The sequence below is a fragment of the Corynebacterium sp. MSK122 genome (assembly GCF_030229435.2).
GTDB classification, from domain to species: domain Bacteria; phylum Actinomycetota; class Actinomycetes; order Mycobacteriales; family Mycobacteriaceae; genus Corynebacterium; species Corynebacterium marquesiae.
The window spans coordinates 1-18,396 of sequence record NZ_JASPHV020000018.1 but is presented as its reverse complement, the minus strand read 5'-3'; the positions used below and the strand labels follow the sequence as shown (position 1 = coordinate 18,396).

The 18,396-nt window shown below is 56.9% G+C and carries 10 protein-coding genes and 1 pseudogene; 6 read left to right on the top strand and 5 right to left on the bottom strand.

Going from position 1 to position 18,396, the window contains the following annotated elements; translation table 11 throughout:
- Positions 1–9 precede the first annotated feature (9 nt).
- The 5 genes and pseudogenes from QP934_RS08440 (at position 10) to QP934_RS08420 (ending at position 8,968) form a co-directional block, all read left to right on the top strand.
- Positions 10–2,943 (top strand): DEAD/DEAH box helicase family protein, encoded by a 2,934-nt coding sequence (locus QP934_RS08440; RefSeq protein WP_408926721.1) that lies wholly within the window; start codon positions 10–12, stop codon positions 2,941–2,943.
- Between the two features lie 73 nt (positions 2,944–3,016).
- Entirely contained in the window at positions 3,017–4,831 is a 1,815-nt protein-coding gene (locus tag QP934_RS08435) for an ATP-dependent nuclease (protein ID WP_408926720.1), read from the top strand.
- A 2-nt stretch (positions 4,832–4,833) separates the two neighbouring features.
- Complete coding sequence (locus tag QP934_RS08430) at positions 4,834–6,606, top strand: UvrD-helicase domain-containing protein (protein WP_408926719.1); 1,773 nt, start codon at positions 4,834–4,836, stop codon at positions 6,604–6,606.
- A 748-nt stretch (positions 6,607–7,354) separates the two neighbouring features.
- A pseudogene (locus QP934_RS08425) lies at positions 7,355–8,193 on the top strand (IS256 family transposase); the annotation flags it as partial.
- 121 nt (positions 8,194–8,314) lie between these two features.
- The gene (locus QP934_RS08420) at positions 8,315–8,968 is read left to right on the top strand and encodes a hypothetical protein (protein WP_419127297.1); all 654 of its coding nucleotides are present in this window, start codon (positions 8,315–8,317) and stop codon (positions 8,966–8,968) included.
- Between the two features lie 82 nt (positions 8,969–9,050).
- Here QP934_RS08420 and purL read toward each other — a convergent pair whose 3' ends face one another.
- From purL to purS, 3 genes are read right to left on the bottom strand one after another with little or no spacing between them, the layout of a single operon-like run.
- Entirely contained in the window at positions 9,051–11,360 is a 2,310-nt protein-coding gene (gene purL, locus QP934_RS08415) for a phosphoribosylformylglycinamidine synthase subunit PurL (protein ID WP_419127296.1), read from the bottom strand.
- 13 nt (positions 11,361–11,373) lie between these two features.
- Positions 11,374–12,057 carry a phosphoribosylformylglycinamidine synthase subunit PurQ gene (gene purQ, locus QP934_RS08410; RefSeq protein WP_005325791.1) on the bottom strand — a complete coding sequence of 228 codons (684 nt, stop codon included), beginning with the start codon at positions 12,055–12,057 and terminating at the stop codon, positions 11,374–11,376.
- Positions 12,058–12,300: a phosphoribosylformylglycinamidine synthase subunit PurS gene (purS, locus tag QP934_RS08405; RefSeq protein WP_049360085.1), complete on the bottom strand. Its 243-nt coding sequence runs from the start codon at positions 12,298–12,300 to the stop codon at positions 12,058–12,060.
- 232 nt (positions 12,301–12,532) lie between these two features.
- On the opposite strand from purS, the gene QP934_RS08400 reads away from it, so the two are divergent.
- Positions 12,533–15,295, top strand: a complete 2,763-nt coding sequence (locus QP934_RS08400) for an ExeM/NucH family extracellular endonuclease (protein ID WP_419127295.1) — start codon at positions 12,533–12,535, stop codon at positions 15,293–15,295.
- A gap of 184 nt (positions 15,296–15,479) precedes the next feature.
- On the opposite strand, the gene QP934_RS08395 is transcribed toward QP934_RS08400, so the two are convergent.
- Both QP934_RS08395 and QP934_RS08390 read right to left on the bottom strand, forming a co-directional pair.
- Positions 15,480–16,163 carry a DUF2334 domain-containing protein gene (locus QP934_RS08395; protein WP_337888646.1) on the bottom strand — a complete coding sequence of 228 codons (684 nt, stop codon included), beginning with the start codon at positions 16,161–16,163 and terminating at the stop codon, positions 15,480–15,482.
- A gap of 56 nt (positions 16,164–16,219) precedes the next feature.
- Positions 16,220–18,343, bottom strand: a complete 2,124-nt coding sequence (locus tag QP934_RS08390; RefSeq protein ID WP_419127294.1) for a S9 family peptidase — start codon at positions 18,341–18,343, stop codon at positions 16,220–16,222.
- Positions 18,344–18,396 lie beyond the last annotated feature (53 nt).

Below are 18,396 nucleotides of genomic sequence, written 5' to 3'. Positions count from 1 at the left end.
AGGATCAACATGAAATTCAAGTTTGATGCCAAGCAGGAGTACCAGGTTCAAGCGATTGATTCCGTCACCGACTTGTTCGAAGGTCAGCCGAACGACGCCGGCGATTTTCTCACAACGTTCCACACCGAACGAGTGCTGCCAGAGACCAGCAACCAGGCGCTTGACATAGATCTCAGTGAAGAGGTTGGGGCCGTCGGCAACAACTTCTTGCTCGATGAAGAAACTGTGCTCGAGAACCTCAAGGTGGTGCAGAACGAGCAGGGGCTTGAACCTGCAAAGGAGCTTATCGACGGCCTCCAGTTCGACATCGAGATGGAGACCGGCACCGGCAAAACCTATGTTTACCTTCGCACGATTTTTGAGCTGGCGGAGAAGTACAACTTCACCAAGTTTGTCATTCTCGTTCCCAGCGTTGCGATCCGTGAAGGTGTGAAGACAAGCATCGAGCTGATGCACGACCACTTCCGCCAGCTATACCCTGAATCGCCGTTTGACTACATGGTGTACAGCGGTAAGAACGCTGAGGAAGTGCAATCCTTTGCGACGTCGACAAGCATTCAGATCATGATCATGACGATCGGCTCCGTGCGTGGCCGCGGAAGCAACTTGATCATGAATCAAACCCGCGACAAGCTCAACGGGTTGCGGCCGATCGATTTCCTGCGTGCGACACGGCCAATTCTGATCATGGACGAGCCGCAGAACATGGAGTCTGAGCTGTCCAAGACGGCTTTAGCGGGCATGGACCCGGCGTTCATCCTTCGCTACAGTGCGACGCACCGCGAAGCACGAAACCTTACCTACCGTCTGGACCCGGTAGATGCTCATGAGCTGGGCCTGGTGAAACAGATCGTTGTGGCTGAAGCGACGGAACATGGCGGCGACGCCAAGCCGTACATCAAACTTCTTTCCATCGATAGCAATCCGTGGCAGGCGAGCCTCGAACTCGTGTGCCGCAAGAAGGATGGATCGCTGGACCGCCAGGTAAAGAAGGTGAAGCAGAATCAAGACCTCGAGAAGATCACGGGTAATCCTGCCTACGAGAACAACTGGCGAATCAATGAGATCAACCTCGACGGTCCCGGGTTTATCGAGCTGACCAACCACGGCATTCTCCAAGTCGGCGAAACGATCGGTGGCAATGACGAGACCGTGTACCGCGAAATGATCCGCGAAACCATCCGCGAGCACTTCCGCAAAGAATCGCTGATGCGACCGCTCGGCATCAAGGTGCTGAGCCTCTTCTTCGTGGATAAAGTGGCCAGCTACCTCGGAGACGGCGCCGACAACACCACCGCCGACGGCAAGTTCGCCCAGTGGTTCGACGAGCTCTTCATCGAAGAACGAAACCGATTCCCGCAGTATAAGGACCTACTCCCACAAGATCCGATTGAGCTGCGGCGCGCATACTTCTCGCAGATCAAAAAGGGTGTCTACGGAGACACGTCAGGTGTAACAGCCAAAGATGATGACTCCTACGACCTCATCATGAAGGACAAGGCCCGCCTGCTAAGCGAAGACGAACCCGTACGGTTCATCTTTTCCCACTCCGCGCTGCGCGAAGGTTGGGACAACCCGAACGTATTTCAGATTTGTACCCTGCGCGAAATGGGATCCGAGACCGAGCGCCGACAAACAATCGGTCGTGGCCTGCGACTTCCTGTGAACCAGAACGGCGAGCGTGTAGCGGACCGTTCCGTTGCCCAACTGACCGTCGTCGCTAATGAGTCCTACCAAGAGTTCGCCACTAACCTTCAGAAAGAATATAAGAAGGCAGGTGTGGCGATTGGGTACATTCGCAAAGGCGACTTTGCCAAGCTACCGAAACCCGACACGGAAGAGCATGAAAACTTAGGATTCACTACATCCGCCGAGATCTGGGACCACCTGAAACACCGTGGCTTTCTTAACAAAGACGGTTTCGTCACAGCGTCCTTCGCTCCGGACGCCGACGGCTTCTCCCTAGGCCTGGCAGCAGAGTACAGCCCGGTGGAAGAGGCGGTCATCGAGGTACTGCGCCGCGCGAATATTGAGCATTACGTAAAACCAAAGCGTGATCGAACTACTCGCAAGCTGAACAAACAGCTGTACTTTCAGTCGCGCGAGTTCGAAGATTTTTGGGAGAAGATCAGCCAACGCACAACCTACAGCGTTTCCGTTGATCGCGATGTACTGATCAAGAATGCAGTACAAAAGATCAAGAAGGCTGAAGAGATCGAACCCCTTCGAATCGAAGTGAAGAAAGCCCGACTGACTGTCGCTCGCGGCGGCACCAAGGGTTCCGAGACCAGCAGTCGCACTGCCGAATTGCGGGGCGGGTACAAGCTGCCGGACATCGTGGCCGAGCTTCAAGAAGCAACGTCACTCACCCGCAAGACCATCATCGACATCCTCATCCAGAGTGACCGGCTTGCCGAGTTCATCGCCAACCCAAACGACTACATCAAGATGGTCAAAGGCATCATCGAGGCCGAACTCGCAGCAATCGTCACCGAGGGCGTCCAATACGAAAAGATCGGCGGCAGCGTGTACTCGCTCACCGAACTTCAGCAAGACGGCATCGAAGAAAAGCAATACTTCCTGGATAACTTGTACAAGGTCAAGAACCGCGAGAAAACCGACTACGACTTCGTCGTCTACGACTCGGAAGCCGAGCGCCGATTCGCCGAGCTTCTCGACGACCGCGAGGACATCAAACTGTTCCTGAAGCTGCCGCCGAAATTCAAGATTGATACCCCGGTCGGGCCATACAACCCCGACTGGGCAATCGTGAAACAGGTGGACGGCGAAGACAAGCTGTACATGATCCGCGAAACAAAGAGCACGATGATCGAGCATCTCCTGCGCACAACCGAGCAGGCTAAAATCGATGCCGCTCACGAGCACTTCAAGACAATCGGGGTTGACTACGCGAAGGCAGCCCCGGCGAATTGGAATATTTAGGATGATGAAAACTCGATGATTATTGGCAAGTGCAACCTGTAGAGATACAACTCAAATAATGCAAGGTGATGTGATGAGCACTGACATGTCAGAGGCAACCCCTAAATCCATCTGGTTATCTCACCTGACAATTCATAATTTCAGGTCCTGCAAGGAAACTGAAGTGAAGTTCCAACCAGGAGTCACTCTACTTGTAGGTGAAAACAATGCAGGAAAATCCAACATTGTTGATGCAATCCGCCTGGGACTCGATCCCCTCAGTGGTCGAGCAACCCGCTATTTTGAAGCCGACGATCTAACCGAGAATGCTACTGGCCCCATCGACATAGCCCTAGAGTTCAAGGATGCAACAGATTTCCAGAAGGCATTATTCATCAACGGTCTGGATCTAGAGACCGGAACTATTCAATATCAGACATCGTATTTGCCAGCTACGCGAGAAATGCCACGAGGTAAGCGACTTCGTACCGCTGGCAAACCCCGTGGTACGGACTCAGATTTCGAAGCACGTGCAAAGATTAACTGCGTATACGTGGAGCCCCTTCGCGATGCCAAATACCAACTTGCGTCCGGCAACGGTAGACGACTGGGAACAGTACTTAACGCACTTCTGAGCGAAGAAGAAAAACGTGATTTTGAGCAGAACGCGAAAGACGCGTTCGACAGACTGTCCTCCGAAGGCCCTATTTCTACGGTAAACAGCAAAATCCAGTCGCATCTGGCTACCCTCACAGACCCTATTCGAAGCCAGACGGTCAAAGTAGATTTTGAGACCCCAAAACTCGAAAAACTAGCTCGGGCCCTCCGTATGAAGATGGCCGAAAAAGGTATCGAGCCCCGGGACTTAGCTTCTTCTGGTCTCGGCTACGCAAACTTACTCTTCCTCTCAACAGTGTTGCTTGAGCTATCGGTTGTACGTGAATCAGAGCTGACCATTCTTCTCATAGAAGAGCCCGAAGCTCACTTACACCCGCAACTACAAGGCGTCCTTCTGGATTTCTTACGAAGCGCTGCAAAAGGAAAATTCGATGACGATACCGGTGTGAGTATTAGAGGCCGTCTACAGGTTATCGCCACTACGCACTCTCCATCGATCGCCAGTGCGGTGGGAGTGAACGACATTGTGGTCATTAAGTCCGACAATGAGTCGGGTACCCACGCCCTCGATCTTCAATCCGTAGACTTCGGAACAGGAAAAACGCGAGAAAATAGCATTAGGAAAATTAATCAATACCTAGATGCGACGAGATCTGAACTGCTGTTTGCACGACAGGTAATCCTTGTGGAGGGCATTTCAGAGGCAGTTTTACTACCCGCGATCGCTGAACGCTTTCTTGAGAACGACCCACAACGACTCCGCAAATTCAAAGCTTGCACCACCATCATCGTGGGCTCAGTTGACTTTAAGCCTTACATCAAGCTGCTGACCTACTCTTCACCGAATCAACAAAGCATTGTTGAAAAACTCGTCCTTCTCACCGATCAGGACCCCAACATGGGCGGAGCAGCTAACAGTACAGCGCGTGGTTCAGAATATGAAGATAACGAACGTCTTTGCCGAGTGGTGTCCCCCTTCACCCTTGAGGTGTCTCTACTGGGAGATACGAATGAGAATATCGATCTCTTGAAAGAGGCTTACCTGCAACAACACACACGGTCGAAGGATAAATGGGACAAGATTAATGACAGCGAGACCCCTAAGCGGACGATGTACATGATGATGGGGCAGGACCAAATTGCTGATGAATCTCTGAATATTCAAAAAGGACAGTTCGCGCATGATTTAGCGATTCTTTTACGTGAGCGGAAACCCGATGGCTCATTCAAGAATGAATTCAAGTGCCCAGAACACCTAGCTCAGCTAATCAATTTTATTACGTGTGATTGATCGTGAATACATTCAAACCTACGCCTGAACAGCAACACTTGATTGAACACTCCGGAAGCAATCTTTTCGTAACTGCAGTTCCTGGAGCTGGAAAAACCAGGACGATGGCTCAGCGATTTGCTCGGCAAACGCGCAAGACGTCCTGTGACGATCGACGCGGAGTAGCTGTCCTTTCATTCACAAACGCAGCCGTGACAGAGATAGAAGAAAAAGCCCGAGACGTCGGAGGGGACCTGGCATCTCCAAACTTTATCGGAACTATCGATAGTTTCTTGCGCCGATTTCTCGTAATTCCGTATATCAAATCGCGGTTGGACGTAGTTCCAGACATTCGCGATGAGTGGGGCGATTTCGGTGACCTAGCAAAGTTTCGGATCCCAAACGGCGTTTTTCGAAACAGCATCAAATATGCTTCGCTCGCAGAAATTAAACGCACCACCTATAAACCAAAATTTGACCTAGTACAGAAATGCGGTGGTTACCTATCATCTAATGGTAAAAAACTATTCACAGCATCAGCCAAAGAGAAAATCAAGGCACTAAATCGATTGGGCTACTTCGATGCAGATTCAGCCCGTGAAGTAGCTTCGCAACTACTAGATAATGACTCCCATCTCATTGATATCCTCGCGTCTCGCTTCCGCGAGGTAATCCTGGACGAAGTACAAGATTGTAATCCAACAGACTTGCTTTTACTCGATGGACTGCATAAAAGAGGGGTGGGCTTGACATTAATCGGTGACCTCGATCAGGACATCTATGGCTTCAGAGGTTCGAATGCAGAGAACGTCCGAAACTTTTGCAACGAGCGAGCTTTTGCGTCGATTGCCATCACACGCAATTTTCGTAGTACTCCTGAGATTTGTGAATTTGTGTCCGCCTTGCGCCAGGACAAAAAGATCAAAGATGAGCCGGATCGAGAATCTTCAGGGGTGCCCTTGAAGATTTTTTCATATTCGAAATTGGACACCGTTTCAGACTTACGTGACGCTCTGGATTTATCTTCGAACACCGGCGAGCAGTCAACCATTCTCGCCTCGACCCATGCCGTATTGGCTGAAGCAAGCCAGGGGGAGAACAGGAAATCAGTAAAAACGATCACAAAAACAAAACGAATGATTACAGGAATCGCCATGCTACTCGATTCCTACAGTGAACCAAGCCAGAGAAAGAAGGCTGTCAATCATATCGAAAGAGGAATCGTAGAGAACTGCACGTTAGATAATGGAAACGAGATTCAGAATCGTCAAATGCTCGAAGAGCATTTCGCAGCTCATGGTGGCTCCCTAAACCTGGTCGCACTTGATATCGCTTTTGCTGTAAAAGATCTTTTGAAGACTGAAAACCCTCGAGTTGCAGTAAAGGATCAAATCATAAAGACGCTAGGAAAGTGGGGAATATCCCTAAAGAAGCGGGCCCAAATCGTCCCAAGAACGAATGATTGGGATGGATCGTTCTCCCAAACGCGCAGTTCCCCTAAAACAAGTACAGAGACTATCCACGGCTCTAAGGGCATGCAGTACAACCGCGTAATCTTGGTCCTAGATACAAAGAGAGCAAGGAAAAACTATCAGACCCGTGCAGAAAACTTGCTCACGCCATTAAAGGACAAGGAAGATTACGCCACGGCCCAACGACTGTTCTACGTCGCAGCGTCTCGTGCGCGTAATGAGCTAGTTCTCGCTGTTGACCATAGATTGAAAGAAAGTTTGGAGAGTTTCCTTTCATACAACGCCATAGAGTTTGAGCATATCAATTTGCCAATTGACCACTAGTAGTGACAAAACTAAGCCGTATGCAAGTGGTTTCTAGGTAGTGCTCTAGCTGTCGGCATCAGAGCAATTGAACTTCAGTCAATGCCCCACCCACGAACCACAAGAAGGGTCACACCCAATCTCTTGGATGTCACCCTTCGAGGTTCTAACGGTTAGTCGAAATAGTGCTCAACGACGATGGAGCCGCTGGAAGCTTAGAATTTGTCCTTCACTGCCTTGCGGAGGTCAGTGTCGGCTATGAAGTCCAAGGCGACTTAAGCCGGGCCGTATGCGCCGACGGATGCCTCGAACTCGCGGGAATGTAGGGCCCAATCCTCATTCGAGATTTTAATTAGCGAATGGATACCCGGAACTCGGTACGACACGTTGCTAAAGTCCGTTGATGCAGCATGCCTCACGGCAACGCTGTGCCTCGACCCAGCGGGAAACCAGTTAATCGTTCGCGCGAACGCCGGGGGTTGCAGGGCTGTAATCCCATTCGATATCGACGCCACAATCGGTCATCTGCGCGGCACCCTACACTACGTTCTCAACACGTTGTGAAAGGTCCTTCAACGTATCTGAATACTTGGAACGGACGCTTCAAACTTCATCTCCGATTCCTCAGTAATGATCGAATGGCGGGGGCCGCCATTCGTGATGATCGCGTGAATGCTATCTGATGAAGGAACCTACTGGCGCAGCACCGCAAGGCCCTCATACGCCATCACCACAATGTCAAGCGAATTTCGCCCCATGAAAGGCTGCATCACAGGTATCTGATATGGCCAAAGGACTCGACGACATGGTCGCTGACTTCCGCACCCGCCCTTTAGATAGCGGCCCTTATTTCTACCTGTCGTGTGACGCGCTGACGATGAAAGTTCGCGAAGGCGCAAGAGTCGTCAAAACCAGTGTGCTTATCGCTACCGGTGTCAACAACGACGGGTACCGAGAACTGTTGGGCATGCAGATCGCCACATCGGAATCCGTGGAATCACGGACCGGGTTCTTCCAAGATCTTAAAGTACGCGGACTTGGGCAGGTCTATCTAGTTACCAGTGATGCGCATTTGGGAATCCAGGCCGCTGTTGGCCAAGTACTGCCGATAGCCAGCTGGCAGCGCTGCCGCACGTATTTTGCTAAGAACCTCTCATCCAAGGTGTCCAAACGCCAGTGGACCACACTATCTGGTATGTTTCATTCCATCTTCCAGCAAGCCGACGCTCAAGCCACGTGGGACCAAGCACGTGAGGTTGTTGAGTTTTGCCATGAGCGTTTCCCTGAGGTCGCCGACTACCTAGAGGAGTCATTAGATGAAATCCTTGCATTTACACAAACGCCTAAGCCTGTGTGGACGAAGGTGTGGTCGAACAATACGACAGAACGATTGAATCGTGAAATCCGGCGGCGCACCGAGGTTGTAGGGACCTTCCCTAACCGCAGGTCTGTGATCCGCCTGGTCGGCTCTGTACTAGCCGAGCAACATGATGATTGGATCCAACAAAAGCGCTACATGTCGCTGGCGAGCTTGGACAAACCCGAAACCTCATAGCCGCCAACACCTTTAATGCCAGCAACACGAAGACCACCGAAGAAGCAGTCTAATGAACCGACCTCAACCCCGAGCCGGACCCCAACATCACCGATGACACGGACCTTCGATTCAGAAAGAACAGATACACCACTTCCACGGACTTGACCCGCGCAGCCTTTGGGCGATTCTCCTTTGGACGATCTCATCGATCAGCAAGAGCAAGCGGCATGGCTCGGCGTTGCAGCAACCGATGACGAAGAAATCCACATCGGAGACAGGGCCGAAGTGGCTCGCGGACGCACCCTATCCAATAAAAAATTTGCTGAGCTACAGCAGCAACCTCACTTCGAAGAAGCGCTCAATTCCCTTGCTGCGTACGTAGCCTATGTCATTCCCTACCCGCACCTGACCGAAAAGAAAACCTGGACTGTCACCGCCATGCCTTCAACCAACCGGCGCCCAACGGACAAACGCGTGGCCGCCCTTAGCGTCAATAACGTGGAAATGATGTACCTAAGGCTCGTGCGTGGTTACCAGGACGGAGAATGGGCGCCCGTGGCCACTCTCAATGTGGCCGATTCTTACCAGCCACCCCGATATATGCGTGATTTTGTTTACCGGGGTAGCTATCGCTCAGCTGGTCCCGTCAAGGCCATAGTCATGGAGGAATTCCTCATCAAGGAATTCTTGATGGATGATGCCATCTTGCTCGCGGCACGCGAGCTTGCTTTGGGCCAGATGCGCAAGGGAACCACGATGTTTTCGAAGTACCACAATGATGCGCTCTCAGACGCCATCTTTAAGCGCATTGAACAGTGGATTAATGAGAATAAAGGCCTGCACTAAGGGATTTGCGCAGAAGAAAAGCCCAGCCGAAGCTGGGCTTATTCGGTACTTACGCCATTAGTTTTCAGCGATGCCGCAGGGCCTACTCCACCACGGAGTTAGCGCCCACAGCGTGGTCGAAGAGGTCCGGCAGGGTGGCGGACCAGGCGGCGACCAGCTGAGAGATGGCGACGGACTCGCCGCCGAGGGTGAGGGCGCCGGTTTCGGTGGTCTCGCCAACAATGGCGGCTGGGATGCCCAGCTCGCCGGCGCGGGCAAGGACCTGATCGGCGCGGTCGGCGGTGGTTGCCACAAGCACGCGGGAGGCGGACTCGGAGAAGGCGGCGACGAACTCGTCCTCGTGGACCGCGGTGAGGTCCAAGTTGAGGCCGAGGCCGGCGCCGTCGGCAGTCGCACCGGCGCGCTTAGCCATCTCAAAGGCGGTGACGGCAAGGCCACCCTCGGAGATATCGTGTGCGGCGGTGAGCAGCTCATTGCCGTGGAAGAACTCAGCCAAACGCTTCTCGTTGGCCATGTCTACCTGCGGCGGCAGACCATTGAGGGAGGAAGCACCGGAGGTATCGGCGCTTACCTGTTGCCAGATGGAGCCGCCGAATTCGTCCTTGGTCTCACCCAGGGCGATGAGCACTTCCTTTTCGTCTACGGTGCCAAGCTCGTTGCCGATGGCCTTGTGCACGTCATCAATAACGCCCAGCACACCCACCACCGGGGTAGGCAGGATCGGCTCCTCGCCGGTCTGGTTGTAGAAGGAGACGTTGCCGCCGGAGACGGGGATGGAAAGCTCCACGGCGGCGTCGGCAAGCCCATGCACAGACTCGCGGAACTGCCACATAACGTCGGGGTTCTCCGGGGAGCCGTAGTTTAGGCAGTTGGTAATCGCGACGGGCTTGGCACCGGTGACGGCCACGTTGCGGTAGGCCTCAGCCAGCGCGAGGCGGGCGCCCATGTTCGGATCCAGCTTGGTGTAGCGGCCGGATGCATCGGCAGAAACAGCCACGCCGCGGCCGGTCTCCTCATCGATGCGCAACACGCCGGCATCCGCATGGTGGGACTGGACGGTATTGCCGCGCACGTAGCGGTCATACTGGTTCATGATGAAATCGCGCGAGCACAGCGCCGGGGAGGACACGAGCTTCTGCAAGGCCTCAACCAGGCCGCGCTTGTCGGTGCCCTGGTACTTCTGCAGCTCATCCTGCCACTCCGGGCGGGCATACGGGCGGTCATACTCCGGAGCCTCATCCGCAATGGTGCCGGCCGGGGCATCCACGACGACCTCGCCCTGGTGGCGGATGACCAGGTGGTTGCCCTCGGTGACCTCGCCAATCTCAGCACAGGTGACGTCCCAGTGCTCGCAGATTTCGCGGAACTTCGCCACGTTCTCCGGAGCCACAACGGCGCACATGCGCTCCTGGGACTCAGAGGCGAGGATCTCGGCCGCGGTCATATTCTGCGCGCGCAGCGGCACGTTATCGAGGTTGACCTCCATGCCACCATCGCCGGAGGCTGCCAGCTCCGAGGTGGCGCAGGCCAGACCCGCGCCGCCCAAGTCCTGAATGCCTACGACCACGCCGGCGTGGTAGAGGTCCAGGCAGCACTCGATGAGGACCTTCTCTGCGAAGGGGTCGCCCACCTGCACGGCCGGCAGCTTGCGCTCGGCGCCGTCCTCGAAGGTATCGGAGGCCAGCACGGACACGCCGCCGATGCCATCCAGGCCGGTGCGGGAGCCGAAGAGCATGACCTTATTGCCCTTGCCAGATGCAAAGGCCAGCTTCAGGTCATCGACCTTGAGGGTACCCACGCACAGGGCATTGACCAGCGGGTTACCGGCATAGGTCTCATCAAAGACGGTCTCGCCTCCAATATTGGGCAGGCCCAGGGAGTTGCCGTAGCCACCCACACCGGAGACCACGCCGGGAAGGACGCGCTTGGTATCGGGGGCGTCGGCAGGCCCAAAGCGCAGCTGGTCCATCACGGCAATCGGGCGAGCACCCATGGCCATAATGTCGCGGACGATGCCGCCCACGCCGGTGGCCGCACCCTGGTAAGGCTCCACGTAGGAGGGGTGGTTGTGGGACTCCACGCGGAAGGTCACCGCGTTGCCGTCTCCGATATCCACCACGCCGGCGTTCTCACCGATGCCGGCGAGGATCTTCTCCCCCATCTCCTCGGTCATGGTCTCGCCAAAGTAACGCAGGTGCGTCTTGGAAGACTTATAGGAGCAGTGCTCGGACCACATGACGGAGTACATGGTCAGCTCCGCATCGGTGGGGCGGCGGCCCAGGATGTCGTGGATGCGCTGGTACTCGTCGTCCTTCAGGCCGAGCTCCGCGTAGGGCTGCTGCTCGTCTGGGGTGGACTGCGCCTTTTCTACGGTGTCATTATGAACGGTCATAAAAGTGGCCTCCTTAAACCGCCGGCGCCTGGGCGACGGCCTTGATGGCGGATACGAAAAGTCCCAGTCCGTCGGTGGATGGGCCGGTTAGCGTGTCAATGGCGTGCTCGGGGTGCGGCATAAGGCCGACGATGCGGCCGGACTCGTCGCTCACACCGGCAATGCCGTTGACGGAACCGTTGTAATTATCGGTATAGCGGAAGACCACGCGGCCCTCACCCTCGATGCGGGCGATATCATCATCACCAGCCTGGAAGCGGCCCTCGCCGTGCTTGGCCGGCACCAGGATCTTCTGGCCCTGCTCAAACTCGCTGGTCCATGCGGTGGTGGAATTGGCCACCTCGAGGTAGGTATCGGTGCAGTGGAAGTGCAGTCCCTTATTGCGGGTCAGCGCGCCTGGCAGCAGGCCCGCCTCGGTAAGGATCTGGAAGCCATTGCAGATGCCGAGCACCGGCATGCCCTGCTTCGCACGATCGATAACGGACTGCATCACCGGCGCGAGCGCGGAAATCGCGCCCGAGCGCAGGTAGTCACCATAAGAAAAACCGCCCGGCACTACTACCGCATCCACGCCGTGCAGATCGGTATCTGCGTGCCAGAGGCTTTTTACCTCTGCGCCGGCGGTGCGGGCAGCGCGAGCAGCATCCACATCATCCAGGGTTCCGGGGAAAGTGATTACTCCGATTGTGGCGGTCACTTACTTGACCTCCAGCCCAACAACCTCGTAGTCCTCGATGACGGTATTGGCCAGCAGCGTGGCGGCCACCTTATCTAGGTCCTCTGCGGTGACGGAGTCATCGACCTCGATTTCGAAGCGCTTTCCCTGGCGCACATCGCTCACACCGGATACCCCGATGCGACCGAGCGCGCGGACGACGGCTTGGCCCTGCGGATCCAGAATCTCCGCCTTGGGCATGACATTGACAACTACACGAGCCATGAAATATTTGCCTTACTGTATGGGGCTTTGGTCTGCGCGGCTTAGTTTAGTTGGCACCCCCGCCTTTTACCTAGACTCACCCCCGCAGTGTGGGTTTCACCCCGGTTGAGCAAACTCTACGTGAACCCCAAACGACGCTCTGGCAAACTTCGGCGTGCCCTCCAGCCTGGCCCGGCGCGGCACTCTACTAATAGACGACGCACACTGTCGCTCTCTTTTTAAGGTTGAATCTATGTCTTCTCGCCGCCTCGGCGCGCTGGCACTTGCCACCGCCTTGTCTTCTGCCGCCCTTGCCGTTCCTACTGCCACGGCCGCAACCGATGGCTCCGCTGCCGTCATCTCCGAGGTCTACGGGGGAGGCGGCAATAAGGGCGCTGCCTTCACCCATGACTTCATCGAGCTCTATAACCCCACCGATGCCCCAATTGACCTGACCGGATACACCGTGGAGTACTTCTCCGCCTCCGGCAATACCGGCGGCAAGGTGGAGCTTTCCGGCACCATCGCCCCGCACGGCTACTTCCTGGTGCAGGGCGCGGCCGGCAATGGCGCGGGCGATGTTCTGCCTGCCCCAGATGCCGAGGGCAGCCTCAACATGTCCGGTTCTAAGGGCTCCGTGCAGCTTGCCGACGCCACCGGTACCCCCATCGATGCCATCGGCTACGGCGCCGCCTCCATCAAGGAAGGCACCGCCGCCGCGGGGCTGTCCAATGCCAAGTCCGCCTCTCGCGACGCCGATGGCACCGATACCGATGACAACGCCGCCGACTTCACCACCGACACCCCTACCCCAACCAATTCCGGTAACGGGGCCCCCGCCCCGCAGCCGGAGAATCCGGCCGAGCCCGAGCAACCTGCTCCCGAGGGAATAACCGCCATCGCGGATATCCAGGGCACCGGCGACGAATCCCCGCTCAAGGACCAGACCGTTGCCACCGAGGGCGTCGTCACCGGCGTGTGGACCGAAGGCGGACTCAATGGCTTCACCATCCAGACCGGTGGCACCGGCGCCGAGTCCACCGACGCCTCCCAGGCCATCTTTGTCTACATGGGCGATAAGCCGGCCGACCAGTACCCGGCCCTCGAGGATTCCGTCGAGGTCACCGGCAAGGTCTCCGAGTACTATGGCTCCACCCAGCTCACCGCCTCCACGGTCACGCAGCTCGATACCCCGCTGGAGGAGGTCACCCCACTCAAGGTGGACCAGCTTCCCGATGGCAACGAGGCCCGCGAACCCTTCGAGCACATGCTCATCCAGCCAGGCGAGCACACCGTGACCAATAACTACTCGCTCAACCAGTACGGCGAGGTCGGCCTCGTCCCGGGCAAGGAAGCCCTGCGCCAGCCTTCCGATGTCTTTTCCCCCTCCACGGATCCCAACTCCGATATCCAGAAGCTAACCAAGGACAACGCCGATAAGCTGGTCACCCTGGACGATGGCCGCACCCGCGACTATCTCAAGACGGACCAGAATACCCCGCTGCCATACATCGCCCAGGATGATGCCCAGACCATCAAGTCCCTGCGCACCACCGATACCGTGACTTTCCAGCACCCCGTCATCGTGGGCTTCTCTCATGAGCAGTGGCGCTTCCAGCCCACCACCCCAGTCACCGGCAACACTAAGGGCGCAGACCTGCCCATCTCTTGGGAGGATTCCCGCGCGGCCGAGCTCCACGCCATCGATGACGTCAAGGGCGAGTACACCATCGGCGCCTTCAACGTGCTGAACTACTTCACCTCCCTGGGCGAGGAATTCGGCGGCAGCGCCTACACCGACCGCGAGGGCAATAAGGTCACCGTCAATCGCGGTAAGACCCGCGGCGCCTATACCCAATCCGCACTCGAGGACCAAGAACGCAAGATCGTCGCCGCCATCAACGGCCTCGATGCCGACGTCATCGGCCTTTCCGAAATCGAAGATGGCTACGCCGTCACCGGTGACTTCGCCCAGCGCGATAAGGCCCTCAAGCACCTGACGGAAAAGCTCAACGAGGCCGCCGGTTCCGAGAAGTGGGCCTTCGTCCCCTCTCCTTCCCAGGACGCCGTACCGAGCTCCCCGGATGTCATCCGTACCGCGTTCATCTACCACAAGGATGTGGTCAAGCCCGTCGGCGAATCCCGCATCTTCCAGGATGATCGCTTCACCGGCACCGCCCGCGAACCGCTCGCCCAAGAATTCCAACCGCTGAAGGAGGGCGAGGAATCCTTCGTTGCCGTGGCCAACCACTTCAAGTCCAAGGGCTCGGTAGCCAAGGGCGACGCCGACTCCGGCGACGGCCAGGGCAATAACCCGAACGTCCGCAACGCGCAGGCCCAGGCTGTCCTCGATGCCCTGCACAAGCAGGAGGACTGGAAGGATAAGCCGCTATTCGCCCTGGGTGATTTCAATACCTACACCCACGAGACCGCGCTCGATGTCTTCCGCAACGATGGCTTCACCCTCCCTGCCGAAAAGTACGAGGCTGACCCTTCCTACCAGTTCTCGGGCTTGCTTGGCACCCTCGACCACGTGCTAGCCAATAAGGTTGCCACCGGCACGCTTGACGACGCCCAAGTGTGGAACATCAACGCCGACGAACCCGTCGCCTTCGAATACTCCCGCCGCAACTACAACATTGTGGACTTCTACGATGACTCCCCATTCCGCGCCTCTGACCACGACCCGGTCAAGGTCGGCTTCACCCTCGGCGCGGACGACTCCGCCGGCCAGCCGGACGATCCGGCGGACAAGCCTTCCGATGAGCCAGGTAAGCCAGAAGACAAGCCCTCCGATAATCCTTCTGAAAAGCCGAATAAGCCTGCCTCCGGCTCTAGCTCCAGCACCAGCTCCGTCGGCGCAGGCATCGCCGCCGCCATCGCGGCCATCGTCGGCCTTGTCGCCGTCCCTGGTTTCCTCGCTGTGACCGGAAACCTCCACAAGGCCATCCCGGCCCCCATCTGGGCCATGCTGCCAAAGGAAGTGAAGAACTTCATCACTAGCCTGCAGCGCTAATCACCCATTAGCCCTAGCTCCGCAACTTCGGAGGAAGACTCCCTAGCGGCGGGGCCTTTGGTCATTTCACGACTTTCGTCCATCAAACCACCGCAACCGTCGACGGAAATGGGAGTTTTTATGGACGAAAATCGCGAAGCTGTGCTTATTGCTCCGCGGAGCCTCTGACGAGGGAATGCGCGGTCTATTTTGGAAGATAAGCGCCGTAATCGGCAGGGGTCGCGCCGGCGTTGATGGCCCGGTCGGCAGCTTTGACGAAGTCATTGATTACTTTGCGGTCATCCAGGTTGCGGCCGGAAACCGAAAGGCGGACCGTATTGCCACGCTGGGCGGAGCGCTCAGCAGCGCGAATAATGTTCTTGCGCCACCACTTGGCGGAACCAAAGCCTTCACCGAAAGAAAGGTTGCGGGCTTGGTGGAACTTACCGGAATTAATCTGGAGGATGCCGCGGGTGGAGGCGGCTACCTCAAACTTGAACTGCGGCAAGACCTGCAAGGTACCGGGCGACATGCGCCAGCGAGGGGGCGCAAAGATGGTGGGCTCGAAGCCGATCTTGGCCATCTGGCGGGTAGCTCCGGTGAGGCGTAGCTTCGCCTCGTGTGAATCGAGGTTGGCGAATTCCGCGCGGCGGCCCTGCACCGAGCGATCGAAACCGTTCAGGATAAGAACGCGGCCGGCATCGGCTTGGTCTTGGAGCCACTTTTTGGTGTCTTTGTCTTTGGCGAGGTGCCAGTTGCCGTCGATATGCGGGGCAATCAGCAGGGAAACAGGAATCTCCTCCCGATCAAGGATCGAGAGGAGCCGGCTAGCCTGCTTCCGTGTGTCATCAAAGATGCTGGAGATAGATACCAGAAGGTGGCCATTCATAAGGAAAATTATCGCACAGGAATTTAGGATTCGCGCGTTGGCCCCCTATCCGGGTTTTACTTCTCCAAGCCGGTGGCCTTGTTGATGGTCCACGCGTACTCGAAGGCATTCTGGCGCCACTTTTCGTAGCGACCGGACACGCCGCCATGGCCTGCGGCCATTTCGGTTTTGAGCAAGAACTCGCCGCCGGTGGCCGTCGTTCGCAGCTGGGCGATCCACTTGGCCGGCTCAACATAGAGCACGCGGGTGTCATTGAGCGAGGTAATGGCCAGGATGTCCGGGTAGTCCTTAGCCTCGATGTTTTCGTACGGCGAGTAGGACTTCATGTAGTCATAAACCTCTGGGTCGTGGTACGGGTCGCCCCACTCTTCCCATTCAGGCACCGTAAGTGGAAGCTCCGGCATGAGAATAGAGGTCAGCGGATCGACGAACGGCACGACGGCCTGGATGGCGGTGAAGCGATCCGGGGCCATATTGGCAATCGCGCCCATGAGCATGCCACCGGCCGAACCGCCCTCGGCCACCATCTGGTCAGCGGTGGTCACCCCGCGGGCAATGAGGCCATCGGCGACATCGATGAAGTCAGTGAAGGTGTTTTTCTTCTTGAGCATCTTGCCGTCGTCGTACCAGGTGCGTCCCATCTCGCCGCCGCCACGGACATGGGCCACGGCGAAGATCATGCCGCGGTCCATGAGGGACAGGCGGGTAACGGAGAATGCCGGATCCACGCTGACCTCATAGGAACCGTAACCATAGAGCAGGGTCGGATTCGGCTGAGTGCGGTCGAGGTCGGCGCGGTGGACAATGGATACGGGGATATCGGTGCCGTCGGCAGCCGTGGTCCACAGTCGGTAGGCCACATAGTCATCCGGGTTATAACCGCCGGGAACCTCCTGCTCCTTGAGGAGAGTAAATTCGCCGGTATCCACGCGGTAATCAAAGAGCTGGGAGGGCTGGGTGAAAGACACGTAGCTCACGCGCAGCACCGGTGCGTCCCACTCGGGGTTGCCGGATACGGACACGGTGAAGAGTTCTTCGTCGAAGTTGAGCTCTTCGAATTCGCTAAAGCCGTCATTCACACGCATGATGGCGGCGCGGCCGATGCCGCCGCGGCGGTAGCCCACCACAATCTGATCGCGGTAGGTGTCCACGCCCTCGATGCGGGTGGTCTCCTCGTGCGGCAAGAGCGCCGGCAGGTCACGTAGGGTGGGCAGCTCATCCTTGGCCTTGGTATATCCGACGTCGAAGTTGGGGCCGGTGGCGTTGTGGGTGACGATCCAGTAATCCTCGCCCTTAACGACGGCGTGATCGACGTCGTAGTCCACGCCAGATTCGCGCTCCCACAGCAGGCGGAATTCACCCTCGGGGTTGTCTTCTTCGAGGACCCACACCTCAGAAGTCACCTTGGAGCTCACGCCAAGGAAGAGGTATTTATCGGAGCGAGCGCTGCCGATGCCGACGTTGAAGTGCTCGTCTTCTTCCTTGAACACCTGCACGTCTTCGGACTGCGCGGTACCGACCTTGTGGCGCCAGATGGCGTCAGGGCGCCATGCCTCGTCGACGGTCGTGTAAAAGATATAGCCGTCGCCGGCCCAGGTGGCGCCGTAGAAGATGCCCTTGAGATGGTCGTCGAGAAGCGCGCCGCTTTCCAAGTCCTTAATATAGAGTTCAAAGCGCTCGTCGCCGGCGAAGTCCACGGAATAGGCCAGGTAGCGGCCGGAATCAGAGATGGAGGCCGCGCCGAGGGCAAAGAAGTCCTTGCCCTCCGCCAGCGCGTTGGCGTCAAGGATAATCTCCTCGCCTTCCGGGGTGCCCTCCTCTGGGATAACCGGGGCAGTCCATGGGTCAGCCCCCTCCTCTACCGGGAGCCGGCAAGAGTATTCGTAGCTCTTGCCCTCCTCGGTACGGCCGTAGTACCAGTAATCGCCGCGGCGAGAAGGCACGGACATATCGGTTTGCTTGATGCGGGACTTAATCTCCTGGAAGATGTTCTCCGTCATCTCATCCAAGTGCGCGGTCTTCGCCTTGGTGTAATCATTTTCTGCGTTGAGGTAATCCAGGGTTTCCTGGGATTCCTTATCGCGCATCCACTCGTAGTTGTCCACGAACTCGCGTCCGTGGAAGGAACGGGTCACGGGGTGGACGGCGGCCACGGGGGCGGAAAGATTCTCGTTGCTCATGCCGCCCCACTGTACGCGTGGCGCCCTAGGGCCTGTCTCTTATACACATCTAC